The following is a 15,100-nucleotide window of genomic DNA, read 5'->3' on the forward strand; positions in this document are numbered from 1 at the left end:
GGCATCCATGCCGCCAGCAGGAGGGCATTGCACCGAACGTTCGCCGCTTGCTGACCGACAACGGCAAGCACAAACCGCATGGCAGGCAAGGCTTATTCAAACGCGGCATATCGATATGGCGCATGCGCCATCGCGCAAGGGCAGCCGCCCTGGTCCTCACGCAATGACGTTGTGAGCCGCCTTACTTGCGTGCCGCCGCGCTGGCGTCGCGGGTAGCGCGGAACTCCGAATCCTGGCTCCAGTTCGGCCACTGGCGCGAGTCGGCCAGCTGCTGGCCCAATGCATACAGCACGCCCAGGTCGCGGGCGGCGCCGGCGAAGGTCCAATCCGGCTTCCATTCGTCGCCTTGCTGGTGATAGCGCTTGGCGGTGTAGTCGTCGGCGGCCGCCTTTCCTGCCACCACGCCGCCCACTTCCCAATCCTGGCCGGCTGCATACGACAGCGCCGGCACGCCGCGCTTGGCGAACGAGAAATGATCGGAACGGAAGAAATACCCGGCCTGCGGCTTGGGATCGGGCGTGTAACGCAGCTTGGATTGCGCGGCCACGCTCTTCAGTTGATCGAGCAGCTCGAGCTTTGCCGTGCCGTAGATGCCGAAGTCGCGCGAGGGCACGAACGGATTCATGCCGTCCATGTTGATCACCGCCACCGTGGTGTCCAGCGGGTACAGCGGCTTGGAGGCGTAGAACTCCGAGCCCAGCAGGCCCTTTTCTTCGGCGGTGACCGCCAGGAAGACCACCGAGCGCTCAGGCGTTGGCCCCTGGGCGAAACCACGCGCCAGCTCCAGCAGCGCGGCGGTGCCGCTGGCATTGTCCAGTGCCCCGTTGAAGATGGTGTCGCCGCGTGCATCCGGCTTGCCCACGCCGATATGGTCCCAGTGCGCGCTGTAGATCAGCGTCTCGTCCGGATGTTTGCTGCCTTCCAGCCGCGCCACCACGTTGTGCGAGGTGATCACATCGGATTTGACCTGGTAGCTGGCGCTCAAACGTTGGTCCTTGAGCTCGACCGGCTTGAACCCGCGCGTCTGCGCCTGCTTCTTCAAGGTCTCGAAATCCAGCCCGGCGTGCTTGAACAGCTCGGTGGCCAGATCGCGCTGGATCCAGCCTTCCAGCGTGGGATGCGCGCTGCGCGGGTTGTCGCGCACCACGTCGAACATGGTGTTGGTGTTGGAGCTGGCCACCGTGTCCCAGCCATACGAGGCAGGCGCGGTTTCGTGCACCACCAGCACGCCGAGTGCGCCCTGGCGCGCGCCTTCTTCGTACTTGTAGGTCCAGCGGCCGTAGTAGGTCATGCCGGTGCCGTCGAAGTCGCCCTTGCCGGTTTCGAAATCCGGGTCGTTGATCAGCACCACCGCGATCTTGCCCTTCAGGTCCACACCCTTGAAATCGTCCCAGTTGCGCTCGGGCGCCTTGACGCCGTAGCCGACGAACACCAGCGGCGCGTTGGCGATCTCCACTTTGGATGAGCCATCCAGCGCGGCACGGATGGCGATTTGCTTGCCTTGGGTCAGCGTTTGCGGCTTGCCCGCGTTCTGCACCGCAATGGTCGGCGTGCCGACGATATCGGCGCGCCGCAACGGCACCGCCTGGGTCCAGCCGCGCTTGCCGTTGGCCAGGTCGCCGCCCGGCTGCAGGCCGGCTTCGGCGAACTGCTCGCTCAGATAAGCAATGGTCTTTTCTTCGCCGGCAGTGGCCGGGCCGCGGCCTTCATAGGCGTCGGAGGCCAGTTCCTTGACGTCGCGCGAGATGCGCGCGCCATCGAAACTCGGCGTGGCCGCCATCAGTGCGGTCGAGACCGCCATTGCCAGAAGTCCCACGGCAACTCGCTTCATTGCACACCCCGCATCATGGATAGCCCTGGAGTGTAGCCAGCATCGCGTGCAGGCCGATACCTGCGGCTGCGCCGAAGCATGCGATGCGGGTGCGATGAATACTGCAGAAGCTTCGTGTCTGCATCCACGGCAAAGAGCTCTGGCCTGTTTCAGCGCCGCGCTGGCGCCTAGAACAGATCGATGCTGCCCACTGGTTGCGCAACCTGCTGCAATTGCCCACCGGCAATCAGCTCAGCATAGACCGCCGCGCGATTGCGGCCGTTCTGCTTGGCCCAGTACAGCGCTTTGTCGGCTTCGTCCAGCATTTCGCTGATCAGCCGACCGTGCGTCAGTTCGACGATGCCGGTGCTGAGCGTGACCTGCCCCACCTGCGGGAACAGGTGCTCGGCCACCGCCAGCCGGAATCGCTCGAACAGACTCACGGCCGTGTCGCGGTCCACGCCGCGCAACACGATCACGAACTCTTCGCCGCCGAAGCGGAACAGCAGGTCGTCCTGGCGAAACGCACGCTGCATCAGCTGTGCGACCAGCAGCAGTACCTCATCGCCATACAGATGCCCGAAGGTGTCGTTGACGCGCTTGAAGTGATCGATGTCCACGATGCCCAGCCACACGCCCTGCTCTGCGGCGGAGTCGGCACCACCGGCAAACAGCCGCAGGATCACATCGTCGAAGGTCTTGCGGTTGCGCAGGCCGGTCAGCGCATCGCGCTGGGCATCGTCGAGCAGGCTGCGGTAGTTCTGGAAGAAGCGCGCAAAGCCCTGCAGCATCGCTTGCTCGGCAACGCCGGGAATGCGCGTCCCGCCCACCCGCAGGCAGGTCCGGATGCCGCGCGCTTCCATCATCGGGTAGACCAGCAGGGCGCGGCCGTCTTCGTGCAGCTGCACCACATCGCCCGGCCCATGCACCTCGGCCAGCTGGATGCGCGTGCGCGCATCGTGGATCTCCGCCACCGTCAGCGCCAGCCGGCCATCGTCGCGAAGGCGCGTTTCGGCGATGCTGTTGCTGTCCGGGGCGATGCGCAGCAGCGAAAGTTCTTCGGCCGCGCAGACTTCGCGCACGGTGCGCAACAGGCTCAGATCGAGCAGGTCCGCATCGCGGATGGCGGTCAGGTCCACCATCCGCTCCAGCAACGGTGCGTTGGTCACGGCTGCGCCCTCCGGCGGGCGGACACGAACCCGTCATGCCGGGCTTGGCACGCAGGTACACATCTCGGGCTGAAACCCACTGGCATCACAGCGACGACCGGCAATGAGGATGCCGAATCATCGGCGCCGCCCACCGGAACTTGAATTCGCTCGCAGCCGCGCTCAGCGCACGGACGGCCCGGGATGACGCGCTGCAGGCGTGCCAGGCGCATTCCATCTCAACGTGAATAACACGCTCTAAGGCAGTGCCGATTCCAGCGCGTCTTCGCCCAAGGCATGCCGCTGCATCAGGCGGCGGCTGCCGGCATTCAGGCCTTTCACCTGCACGTCCAGCCCGTGATGACGCAAACGCTGCACCACCTTGTCCAGTGCCGCCACCGCGGTGATGTCCCAGAAGTGCGCGCGGCCGACATCGATCACCACTGCGCGACCGGGCACCTCGCGTGCGTCGAAGGCGTCGATGAACACATCGGCCGAGGCGAAGAACACCTGCCCGCGCACGCTGTAGGTGCGCACGCCGTCCGTGCCATCGTGATGCGCGATCTGCAGCAGCCCGGCCACCTTGAAGGTGAAGAACACCCCGCTCAGCAGCACGCCGACCGCCACACCTGCCGCCAGGTTGTGCGTGAACAATGTGACCGCCACGGTGGCCAGCATCACCACGCTGGAGGTGCGCGGGTGGGTCACCACGGTGCGCAGCGAGCGCCAGTCGAAGGTCTCCGCCGACACCATCACCATGATCGCCACCAGCGCCACCACCGGCACCTGCGACACCCACGGCTTGAGCAGCACCATCAGGATCAGCAGGAACACGCCGGCAAACAACGTGGACAGCCGGCCGCGGCCGCCGTATTTCACGTTGCCCACGGTCTGCCCGATCATGCCGCAGCCGGCGATGCCGCCGAACAGGCTGGCCGCCGCGTTGGCGATGCCCAGGCCGGTGCATTCGCGGTTCTTGTTGCTGGGCGTGTCGGTGAGTTCATCGACCACGCGCGCGGTCATCATCGACTCGAGCAGGCCCACCATGGCAATGGCCAGTGCCGGCAGCGCGATGATGCGCAGCGTCTCCAGCGTCAACGGCACCGCCGGCCATTGCAGGAACGGCAGCGCGTTGGGCAGCTTGCCCAGATCGGCCACCGTCTTGAGCGGCAGATGCAGCGCGGTACCGGCCACGCTGAGCAGCAGGATGCACAGCAGGGGCGAGGGAATCGCCGACAGCCCCGGCAGGCGCAGACGCGGCAGGCCGTAGATGATGGCCAGGCCTGCGCCCAGCATGACCCAGGTGGTCAGGTTGGCCCCGATCAGATGCGGCAGTTGCGCCGCGAAGATGAGCACGGCCAGCGCGTTGACGAAACCGGTACGCACCGAACTGCTGACAAAGCGCATCAGCACGCCCAGGCGCAACAACCCGAACAGGATCTGCACCACGCCAGCGAGCAGGCCGGCGGCCAGCAGATAGGGCAACCCGTGCGCGGCCACCAGCGGTGCAGCCACCAGCGCCACCGAGCCGGCGGCAGCCGAAATCATTGCCGGCCGCCCCCCGCAAAACGCGATCACGATGCCGATCACGAAGGATGCGAACAGGCCCACCTGCGGATCCACCCCGGCGACGAACGCGAATGCAATCACTTCGGGAATCAGCGCAAATGTGGCGACCGCACCGGCCATGAGTTCGCGCGCGGGGGAGGCGCGCCATTGCGCCATTTCGGCACGCAACAAGGACATTGAGGGACACTCCGGGGGACAAAAAGGACAGCCTGCGGACAGCACGCAGCAGCGATAGTGTGCGGGAAAGCGACCTCGCCCGCAGCTTGCGTGTGATCGGTGCGCCACTGCGCTCTTCTGTGGCAGCGGTCACGCCACACGGCGCAGCCGAAGACCAAGATGCCCCCCTCACCGCACTCGGCCGTCGAGTTCGGTCATCCAAGGAGACCATCATGTCCATTTTCAGGACTGCAAGTACGCTCGCATTGGCAACGATGTTAGCGCTCACAGCCGCACCGGCTTTCAGCTATTCGGTCAGCAACAACAAGATCGTCGACGACAACGGCAACGTGGTTCAGCTCAAGGGCGTCAACGTGTTCGGCTTCGAGACCGGCAACCATGTCATGCATGGCCTGTGGGCACGCAACTGGAAGGAGATGATCAACCAGATGCAGGGCCTGGGCTTCAACGCGGTGCGCCTGCCGTTTTGCCCGGCCACGCTGCGTAGCGGCCAGATGCCCAGCAGCATCGACTACAGCCGCAACGCCGATCTGCAGGGCCTGACCTCGCTGCAGATCCTCGACAAGGTGATCAACGAATTCAACGCACGCGGCATGTATGTGCTGCTGGATCACCACACGCCCGATTGCGCGGCGATTTCCGAGCTGTGGTACACCAGTTCATATTCCGAAGCGCAATGGCTGGACGATCTGCGCTTTGTCGCCAACCGCTACAAGAACGTGCCGAGGGTGATCGGCGTGGATCTGAAGAACGAGCCGCACGGCGCCGCGACCTGGGGCACGGGCAACGCCGCCACCGACTGGAACAAGGCCGCCGAGCGCGGTTCTGCCGCCGTGCTTGCGGTGGCGCCGAAGTGGATCATTGCGGTGGAAGGCATCACCGACAACCCGGTGTGTTCGACCAATGGCGGCATCTTCTGGGGTGGCAGCCTGCAGCCGCTGGCCTGCACCCCATTGAACATTCCGGCCAACCGACTGTTGCTGGCACCGCATGTGTACGGCCCGGACGTGTTCGTGCAGTCGTACTTCAACGACAGCAACTTCCCCAACAACATGCCTGCGATCTGGGACCGCCATTTCGGCCAGTTTGCCGGCAATCACGCACTGCTGCTGGGCGAATTCGGCGGCAAGTACGGCGAAGGCGATGCGCGCGACAAAGTCTGGCAGGACGCGCTGGTGAAGTACCTGCGTGGCAAGGGCATCAACGAAGGGTTCTATTGGTCGTGGAACCCCAATAGCGGCGATACCGGCGGCATCCTGCGCGACGACTGGATCAGCGTGCGCGAAGACAAGATGACCTTGTTGCGGACGCTGTGGGGAACGGTAAGCAACAGCACACCGACGCCAACGCCGACCCCCACGCCGACACCGACGCCAACCCCGACGCCAAGCGCGGGCTTCAGTACCAAGGTGATCCCGGACAGTAGGTGGAACGGAGGCTACTGCAACCGCGTGCAGGTCACCAATACCGGCACCGCCAGCGGCAACTGGTCGATCTCGCTGACAGTCACCGGCACCGTCAACAACGCCTGGAACGTTACCTGGTCACAGAGCGGCACCACACTCCAGGCCAGCGGCGTGGACTTCAACCGCACGCTGGCGCCCGGCGCCACTGCCGAGTTCGGCTTCTGCGCTGCAGGTTGATGCAATGCGGCGGACACGCAGTGCGTGTCCGCCGTTGCATCGATGGACCAATGCTGATGCTTCCGTAGCAGCGCGCGGGCGCGAGGAACGTTACCGATACGTCTTGTCGCGGCCGGTGCGCTCCTACATTGCATTGGCACGTTGTTGCATCGCCTGAGCGGACGCTGCCGCAGTTAGTATTCAACCTGCATGTGAATCAGCCGCTATCCATGATGTAGCGCCGTGCGCGCGTTCTGGATGTCGTTGTCATGCCTGTTGTTTCCCTCTTGCGTCGTTCTGTTGCCAATCTCCCGCTCACCCGAAAGTTCGTCCTGTTGTGCACGCTATTGACCGTGGGCGTGATCCTGCTGGCGATGGCCGCCGCGCGCCTGCAATATCTGGATCTGGTGGAGGCGCGCAAGCTCAGCGTCAAGACCGAGGTGGAGATGGGCCTGACGGTGATGCAGCACTATGCCGACAAGGTCAAAGCCGGCGAGCTGAGCCTGGAGCAAGCCAAGGAAGCCGCGCGCACCACGCTGGCCGACATGCGCACCAACGACGGGGTGGATTACTTCTTCATCGTCGACCCGCAGATGCGCATCCTGATGCATCCCAAGCGCCCGGTCGGCACCGACATGACCGACTACAAGAGCGATGCCGGGCAATACGTGTATCGCGACATCAAGACCGCCATCGATAGCGGCGACGGCTTCAGCTATTACGACGCGCCCAAGCCGGGCAAGAAGGAACAGCTACCGAAGATCAGCTATGCCAAGACCTTTCCGGCCTGGAACTGGGTGCTGGTGATGGGCGTGTATGCCGAAGACATCCAAGTGCAGGCGTGGGGTTTCACGCGCACCCTGACCTTGATCGGCGGCGCCCTGGTGGCGCTGGTGATCGGGCTGTGCTGGCTGATCGCCTCGGCCATGGCCGCGCCGCTGCGCGCTGCCTCGCGCACTGCCGAAGCCATCGCCTCGGGCCGCTTCGACAACGACATCCGCGTGGAATCGCGCGATGAAACCGGCCAGCTGATGCACAGCATGCAGCAGATGCAGACCCAGCTGCAGCGCTTCAACGGCGAGATGCAGACCATGATCCGCCTGCAGCAGGGCGAGAACATCGCGCACCGCATTCCGGAAGATTTCCCCGGCGATTACGGCACGCTGGCGCACGGCGTCAACACGGTGGTATTCGAACATCTAGATGCCATCAACGAAGCGATGGACGTGATGAGCGACTACGGCCGTGGCGATCTGCGCCGCGACATGCGTCGCCTGCCCGGCCAGCGCGCAGCCTTGCATCAGGCGCTGGATACGGTGAAAGAGAATCTGTCTGCAATCAACAGCGACATCGCGCGCCTGGCCGATGCAGCTGCGCGCGGCGATTTCTCCGCACGTGGCGACCAATCGCATTACCAGTTCGCGTTTGCGGAAATGGTGCAGGCGCTGAACCGGCTGATGCAGCAGGCCGACGCCGGGTTGGACGATGTGGGCCGCATCATGGCCGCGATCGCCGACGGCGACCTGTCGCAGCGCGTGGAGTCGCATTACGAAGGCGCGTTCGGTCGCCTGGCCGATGCAGCCAACCGCACCGCCATCCAATTGACCAGCATCGTGCAGGGCATCCAGCACTCGGCCGAGATGATCAATACCGCGGCAGGCGAGATCGCCAGCGGCAATGCCGACCTGTCCACGCGCACCGAGCATCAGGCAGCGAACCTGGAAGAAACCGCCGCTTCGATGGAAGAACTCACCTCCACCGTGCGCCAGAACGCCGACAACGCGCGCCAGGCCAACCAACTGGTCAAGGGCACCGGCGATGTCGCCGAGAGCGGCGGCCGCGTGGTGCAGGAAGTGGTGAGCACCATGCAGGCGATCACGCAATCGTCGGCGCGTATTTCCGACATCATCGGGGTGATCGACGGCATCGCCTTCCAGACCAACATCCTGGCGCTGAATGCGGCCGTGGAAGCAGCGCGCGCAGGCGAGCAAGGCCGTGGCTTTGCCGTGGTCGCCACCGAAGTGCGCGCCCTGGCGCAGCGCTCGGCCGGTGCTGCCAAGGAAATCAAGCAGCTGATTTCCGATTCGGTGGAAAAAGTGGCGCAGGGTTCGGAGCTGGTGCAACAGGCCGGCAGCACCATGACCGAGGTGGTCAGCTCGGTGAAGCGCGTGACCGACATCATGGCCGAGATCACCGCGGCCAGCACCGAACAAAGCGCCGGCATCGAACAGGTCAGCACCACGGTGATGCAGCTGGACGAAATGACCCAGCAAAACGCCGCACTGGTGGAAGAAGCCACCGCGGCCGCGCGCAGCATGGAAGACCAGGCAGCAGACCTGACCCGCGCCGTGGCGGTGTTCCGGCTGACATCGGATGCCGGAACACCGCCGGTACGTGGCGCAACGAACGCGCTTGCCGCTACGAAGCCGGCGGCCGCCAAGCACGCTGTGCACGAGCACAGGCGACGTGCGTGAGCGATATCGCCTGCCACGCACACGAGCGCTCGCGCCTGTGCGGCAGGCGATGTCGGTGGCATGTGCAGCAATCACGGCGACTGATGGTTTGGGATCGGCACAATAAGCCCGCCATCTGCCATGCGTCCGCATCAGGGTTCGCCGCAATCGTGGGCCGACCCCACCACGCCAGCCTGCGCGAAGCGATGGTGGGGTGCTGTAAAGCGACTGACCGGGCACCTGAGCATCAACCGCGGCGCGCAACGTGCCGGGGTCGGTCTCGACGCGCTCTATCGAGCGTTCCCCAGGCACGGACGCGTATCGTTGCCTTTTTGCGACGCGGGCGCGGCGTCTTCCCGGCGAGGCTGTCCCACGCGATAGCCCGTTGGCGTGTGCCATCGGTGTGCTCTGCGTCGTCCCACTCGCTTGACGCCGCCGGCAACCGTTGGCTGCCGCGCCGATCCGATGCCCACCGTCACGCAGTCAGGCACTGACTATTCGCGGTTTGCGGTTTGCGGTTTGCGTTTGAACCTAACAGCAGAAGTACGCAGTTTCCGGCAGTGCGCATGAGCTGCCCCGCACCCACACCACGCCTAAGATCAAGGCGCTTGCCCATCTGGCTGCCGCGCGCGCTTGGCTGCATACATCGCCTCGTCAGCGGCATGCATCAAACTGGACGCCTCGGCCTGTGCGCCGTGTTGCCAGGCCACACCGATGCTGGGCTGGATCGGCAGATGCTCATCGCCAAACGTGGCGCCTTCCGCGGCAAGCGTGCGGATACGCTCTGCCACCGCGGCGCATTCGGCCTGCGCATCTTCCAACCCGTCCAGCAACACGACGAATTCGTCGCCGGCCAGACGCGCCACCAGATAGCGCTCGCCTGCCGCGCGTTGCAGGCAGCTGCCGAACGCCACCAGCACCGCATCGCCGGCACGGTGTCCGTGGACATCGTTGATGCGTTTGAAGCCGTCCAGGTCCAGGAACATCACGGCCACCGCGCGTTGCTGCTGTTGCGCCTGCGCAACCGCCACCTGCAGCGCTTCGGACCACGCGTGCCGGTTCGGCAGGCCAGTCAAGGCATCGCGGGTGGCGCGCTCGTGCATCAGGCGGTGCAGGGTCTTGTGCGCAGTGACATCGTGCGCCATCAGGAAAAAGCCCTGCGTGGGCGTGGCAGTCTGCGTTTCGGGCACCAGGGTGACTTCCACATCGCGCGGCGTGCTGCCGCCCAGGACATGTTCGAAACTGGCGCGCTGCCCGGCTACCACCTGTGCCAGCGCAGCGCGCGCGGCGGTGCTGAGGTCTTCGCCCAGTACCTGGGTAATGTGGCGACCGACCAGGCTGGCAGGCTCCACGCCGAGCCAGTGGCGATGCGCTTCATTGGCGAACAGGTAGCGCTGCCCGGCATCGAACTGGGCCACCAGGGTGGGCGTGGCGTCGCTGATCGCGCGCAGGCGCGCTTCGCTTTCGGCCAGCCGCTCGGCGGCCACGTGGCGCTCGGTCACGTCCTGGATCTGCGAAACGAAATGCACCGGCGCACCGCTGCTATCGCGCACCAGCGACACCGACAGCTGCGCCCAGATCACCGCACCGTGCTGGCTGATGTAGCGCTTGGCCAGGCTGTAGCTGTCGCGTTTTCCGTCGATCAGGTCCTGGACCAATTGCAGGTCCATCTGCAGATCGTCGGGATGGGTGATCTGCTGGAAGGTGGTGCGCAGCAATTGCTCGCGCGAATAGCCCAGGATGCCGCACAGCGCCGGATTGACGTCGCGCCACTCACCTTCCAGCGACACGATGGCCATGCCTTGTGGCGCGGTTTCGAATGCGCCGGTGAACCGTTCGGCGGCCAGCTGCGCGGCCGCTTGCGCCTGCAATTCGGCAGTGACGTCGATGGCCATCGCCAGATACCCGGCCAGGCCCTGCTGCGCATCGTGGATCACGTTGAAACACAGGCGCACGCGACGCAGATCGCCGTCCTTGCGTACCAGCGTCCAGAGTTCTTCGGCCAGCACATCGCCAGCCGCGGCCGCAGCCAGTTTCAGGTACGAAGGGGGCGACAACGCCAGCGTCGCCATGTGCCGCTCCAGTTCGGCCGGCAGATGGAACTGCGCCGGGCAGGTGCCCAGCACCTCCTCGGCACGGTAACCGAGCAGGCGCTCGGCGCCGGGATTGAAGAGTTCCAGACGGCCCTGCACGTCGAATGCCATGATGGCCACGTCCTGCGAGGCGTCCACCAGAGCCTGCAGGCGCGCGCGTTCGCCGGCCAGTGCGGCCGAGGCATCCTTGAGCTGGGTGATGTCGTGCATCACGCACACCGCGCCCAACGCCGTGCCCTTGTCGCCGACCACCGGGTCCGCATTGCAGAGCACGCTGCGCGGCGGCTGGTTGGTGGCGCGAATGACCAGTTCGGCATTGCGCACGTGTTTGCCACGCCAGGCACGCAGCAGCGGGATTTCCTCGGTGGGCAGCAGGCTGTTGCCATCGGCGGTGTACAGATCGAAATGCAGCGCCCATTGTTCAGGTGGCAGCAGGCGCGGATCGGTGCCATGCCATTGCCGGGCGGCGTGATTGAACTCGCGCAGCAAGCCGTCGGTGCCGCACGCCACCACGCCGTCGGGCATGGCTTCCAGCAACATGCTCAAGGTCTGCCGCTGCGCCTGCGCGTCCAGCCGGTCGCGCCGCGCTTCCAGCTGTTTGGCGGCCTGGCGGGCGAGACGGACCAGGGCCTGCTTCTGGCTGTCCTCGAGCATGCGCGGCTGGGTGCTGAGCGTGCACAAGGTGCCGTAGGCGTAGCCTTCGCGCCCGATCAACGGCACCCCGACATACGAGCGCACGCCGGGGGCAGCGATCACCAGTGGGTTGTTGACGAAGCGCGGGTCGGCTTCGGCATCGGGCACTTCCATCAACTCGGTGCCCATGATCGCGTGGGCGCAAAACGAGGCGCTGCGCGGGGTGCCTTCCAGATCGGTGCCGCAACGCGCCTTGAACCACTGGCGGTCGGCATCCAGCAGCGACACCAGCGCCATCGTGGCGCCGCTGACGTGCGCAGCCAGCCAGGCGATATCGTCGAATTCGGCCTCGGCCTCGGTATCCAGCACGCCCAGCCGGCGCACCGCCTCCACGCGCAGGGCGTCATCGACGGGCATCGGCACGGGCGGCAACAGGACGGTCATGGCGTGATCGGCAGGCGGCGTCTGGTCAGGATAGGTCGCCCCAGGTAACGGCGAGGCGACGAGCAACTTGAGTCGTGGCGCTGGCGCTCGCCTGGCCGTCGTGCCGTGGCAATGCGCCGCGCGAGCGACGCGCCGGCGCCCGGCTCCTGCCCGGCACCGAACGCGGTGAGCCGCCAGGCCGGCCCCTGCCGATCCGCATTTGCCCCGCCGCCAAGCAGCCACTACCCTCGGCCGATTGCCCTGTCCTGGAGTGTCACATGCTGCGTCCGCTGTCCCTGTTGATCGCCGGTGTGCTTGGCGTCGCTGCCGGTTCCGTTGCCCCCGCCGTTGCTGCCGCCCCGGCCAGCCTGTCCAAGAGCGCGGCCAGCAGCGCCATTCCCGATATCGCCTATACCCGCTTCACCCTGCCCAACGGCCTGACCGTGGTGGTGCACGAAGACCACAAGGCGCCGGTGGTGGCGGTGAGCATCTGGTACCACATCGGCTCCGGCGACGAGCCGGCCGGCAAGACCGGCTTTGCCCACCTGTTCGAGCACCTGATGTTCTCCGGCTCGGAAAACAACAAGGGCAGCTTCTTCGCGCCGCTGGAAAAGGTCGGCACCACCGACATGAACGGCACCACCTGGTTCGACCGCACCAACTATTTCGAGACCGTGCCGACCACCGCGCTGGATACCGCACTTTGGCTGGAATCAGACCGCATGGGCCACCTGCTCGGTGCGATCGGCCAGCAGGAACTCGATACCCAGCGCGGCGTGGTGCAGAACGAAAAGCGCCAGGGCGAGAACCGCCCGTATGGCCGCGTGGACCAGAACATCCTGTCCAACCTGTTCCCGGCCAACCACCCCTACCAGCACGACACCATCGGCTCGATGGAAGACCTGGACGCGGCCTCGCTGGCCGATGTCAAACAGTGGTTCAACGACAACTACGGCGCCGCCAACACCACCCTGGTACTGGCCGGCGACATCACCGTGGCGCAGGCGCGCGCCAAGGCCTTGCAGTACTTCGGCGATATCCCGTCCGGCAAGCCGGTGGCGCGCCAGCAGCCGTGGGTGACCCCGCTGGCGGCGCAGAAGCGCGGCGTGCAGCACGACCATGTCTCGCAGCCGCGCATCTACCGCACCTGGGCCGCACCGCAACTGGGCACCGACGACCTCATCCATCTGGATCTGGCCACCACCGTGCTCGGCGGCGGCAAGACCTCGCGGCTGTATCAGCGCCTGGTCTATCAGGACAACCTGGTGGACGACGTCTCGGCCTCGGTGCAGCCGTTCGCGCTGTCCAGCCAGGTACAGATCCAGGCCGACGTGAAGGACGGCGTGGACCCGGCCAAGGTCGAGGCGATCATCGACGAAGAACTCAAGAAGTTCATCGCCCAGGGCCCCACCGCCGACGAACTGCAGCGCGCGCAGGTGGCCTACCGCGCCGGCTTCGTGCGCGGGCTGGAAAAGGTCGGCGGCTTCACCGGCAAGGCGGTGATCCTGGCCGAGGGCCAGGTCTATCGCGGCGACCCCGGCGCCTACAAGAAAGATCTGCAGCGCGCCCAGGCCGCCACCGCCGACAGCGTCAAGCAGGCCTCGGCCACCTGGTTCGGCAAGGGCGATTACCTGCTGACCGTGCTGCCGGCCGGCAAGGACTTCGACCCGGCCGCCGAAGACAAGGCGGTGGTGGCACGTGGCGAAGAACCCGGCAAGCCGGCGCCCAAGCTGCCGGCCGCGGGCACGTTCAAGGTCACCGCCTCCACGCTGGACCGCAGCAAGGGCGTGCCGCAGACCGATCGATTCCCGGACCTGAGCTTTCCGAAGCTGCAGCGCGGCAAGTTGAAGAACGGCATCGAGGTGATCCTGGCCGAACGCCACACCATCCCGGTCACCCAGGTGGAGTTGCTGTTCGACGCCGGCTACGCCGCCGACCAGGGCCACAAGCTCGGCACCGCCAGCTTCAGTGCCGCGCTGATGAACGAGAGCACCACCGCGCTGGATTCGGTGGAAGTGGCGCAGCGCCGCCAGCGCCTGGGCGCGATCACGGCGGTCGGCTGCGATCTGGACAGCTGCAGCGCTTCGCTGGATGCGCTCAACGACCAGCTGCAGCCCTCGCTGCAGCTGTTCTCCGACATCGTGCGCAACCCGGCATTCAAGGCCGCCGACATCGAACGCGTCCGCGGCCAGTGGCTGTCCGGCATTGCCCAGGAAAAAACCCAGCCCAACAGCCTGGCGCTGCGTGCGTTGCCGCCGTTGCTGTTCGGCAACCAGCACCCGTACGGCATCCCGCTCACCGGCAGTGGCACCGAGGCGGCGATCAAGAGCCTCAAAGCGCAGGATCTGCAGAATTTCCACAGCCAGTGGCTGCGCCCGGACAACCTGCGCATCCTGGTGGCCGGCGATACCACGCTGGCGCAGATCATTCCCCAGCTCGATGCCGCCTTCGGCGACTGGAAGGCCCCGACCACGGCATTGCCGAAGAAGAACCTGGCCAACGTCGCCGCGCAGCCCAAGCCGCGCGTGTACCTGATCAACCGCCCGGACGCACCGCAATCGGTGATTCTGGCCGGCTTGCTGGCTCCGTCCACCAAGGCGCCGGACAACCTGGCGATTGGCGTGGCCAACGGCGCCTTCGGCGGTACCTTCACCTCGCGCCTGAACATGAACCTGCGCGAGAACAAGCGCTGGGCCTATGGCGCCGGCACCCGCATGATGGACGCGCAGGGCCAACGGCCCTATCTGTTCTCGGCACCGGTGCAGACCGACAAGACCGCCGAATCGGCCAACGAGATCTTCAAGGAAGCCACCGCCATCATCGGCGACAAGCCGCTGACCAGCGAGGAAATCGAGAAGATCAAGAACCAGCGCATCCGCGCCCTGCCCGGCAGCTTCGAAACCACCGGCGCGGTGCTCGGGGCGATCGAGGGCATCGTGCAGTTCGACCGCCCCGACGACTACGTGCAGACGCTCAAGGCGCGCCTGGAAGCGATCGACCAGCCGGCCGCGCAAAAGGCCATCAAGGAAATCATCAAGCCGGAGGCGATGACCTGGGTGATCGTCGGCGACCTGAAGAAGATCGAAGCCCCGGTGCGTGCACTCAAGCTGGGCCAAGTGCAGGTGCTGGACGTGGACGGCAAGCCGGTCAAGCGCTGATCGCACCTGCGACA

7 protein-coding genes are annotated in these 15,100 nt (G+C 65.8%); 3 read left to right on the forward strand and 4 right to left on the reverse strand.

The genetic code is table 11. From position 1 onward, the window contains the following. Nucleotides 1–181 precede the first annotated feature (181 nt). The 3 genes from AC1POX_RS18820 to AC1POX_RS18830 all read right to left on the reverse strand — a co-directional run bounded on the left by AC1POX_RS18820 (nucleotide 182) and on the right by AC1POX_RS18830 (nucleotide 4,704). Nucleotides 182–1,831, reverse strand: a complete 1,650-nt coding sequence (locus tag AC1POX_RS18820; RefSeq protein ID WP_136733533.1) for a M28 family metallopeptidase — start codon at nucleotides 1,829–1,831, stop codon at nucleotides 182–184. A 167-nt stretch (nucleotides 1,832–1,998) separates the two neighbouring features. Continuing rightward, the gene (locus tag AC1POX_RS18825; protein ID WP_011346297.1) at nucleotides 1,999–2,979 is read right to left on the reverse strand and encodes a GGDEF domain-containing protein; all 981 of its coding nucleotides are present in this window, start codon (nucleotides 2,977–2,979) and stop codon (nucleotides 1,999–2,001) included. 237 nt (nucleotides 2,980–3,216) lie between these two features. After that, complete coding sequence (locus AC1POX_RS18830; protein ID WP_372356474.1) at nucleotides 3,217–4,704, reverse strand: SulP family inorganic anion transporter; 1,488 nt, start codon at nucleotides 4,702–4,704, stop codon at nucleotides 3,217–3,219. A 212-nt stretch (nucleotides 4,705–4,916) separates the two neighbouring features. Here AC1POX_RS18830 and AC1POX_RS18835 point away from each other — a divergent pair, with 212 nt between their 5' ends. Beyond that, complete coding sequence (locus tag AC1POX_RS18835; RefSeq protein ID WP_039416984.1) at nucleotides 4,917–6,347, forward strand: cellulase family glycosylhydrolase; 1,431 nt, start codon at nucleotides 4,917–4,919, stop codon at nucleotides 6,345–6,347. Nucleotides 6,348–6,613: 266 nt separating this feature from the next. After that, nucleotides 6,614–8,800, forward strand: a complete 2,187-nt coding sequence (locus AC1POX_RS18840; protein ID WP_029818585.1) for a methyl-accepting chemotaxis protein — start codon at nucleotides 6,614–6,616, stop codon at nucleotides 8,798–8,800. Nucleotides 8,801–9,378: 578 nt separating this feature from the next. Here the strand turns inward: AC1POX_RS18840 and AC1POX_RS18845 are convergent. Beyond that, the gene (locus AC1POX_RS18845) at nucleotides 9,379–12,171 is read right to left on the reverse strand and encodes a PAS domain S-box protein (RefSeq protein ID WP_372356475.1); all 2,793 of its coding nucleotides are present in this window, start codon (nucleotides 12,169–12,171) and stop codon (nucleotides 9,379–9,381) included. A 35-nt stretch (nucleotides 12,172–12,206) separates the two neighbouring features. Here AC1POX_RS18845 and AC1POX_RS18850 point away from each other — a divergent pair, with 35 nt between their 5' ends. Then, on the forward strand, nucleotides 12,207–15,086 hold the full coding sequence (locus AC1POX_RS18850) for a M16 family metallopeptidase (protein ID WP_218211139.1): 2,880 nt from the start codon (nucleotides 12,207–12,209) through the stop codon (nucleotides 15,084–15,086). Nucleotides 15,087–15,100 lie beyond the last annotated feature (14 nt).

Source organism: Xanthomonas sp. NCPPB 3442 (genome assembly GCF_056725145.1).

Bases quoted from the DNA above. Each gene is read 5' to 3' on its own strand.
- AC1POX_RS18820 (WP_136733533.1), bottom strand. From the start codon at position 1,831: ATGAAGCGAGTTGCCGTGGGACTTCTGGCAATGGCGGTCTCGACCGCA.
- AC1POX_RS18830 (WP_372356474.1), bottom strand. From the start codon at position 4,704: ATGTCCTTGTTGCGTGCCGAAATGGCGCAATGGCGCGCCTCCCCCGCG.
- AC1POX_RS18835 (WP_039416984.1), top strand. From the start codon at position 4,917: ATGTCCATTTTCAGGACTGCAAGTACGCTCGCATTGGCAACGATGTTA.
- AC1POX_RS18850 (WP_218211139.1), top strand. From the start codon at position 12,207: ATGCTGCGTCCGCTGTCCCTGTTGATCGCCGGTGTGCTTGGCGTCGCT.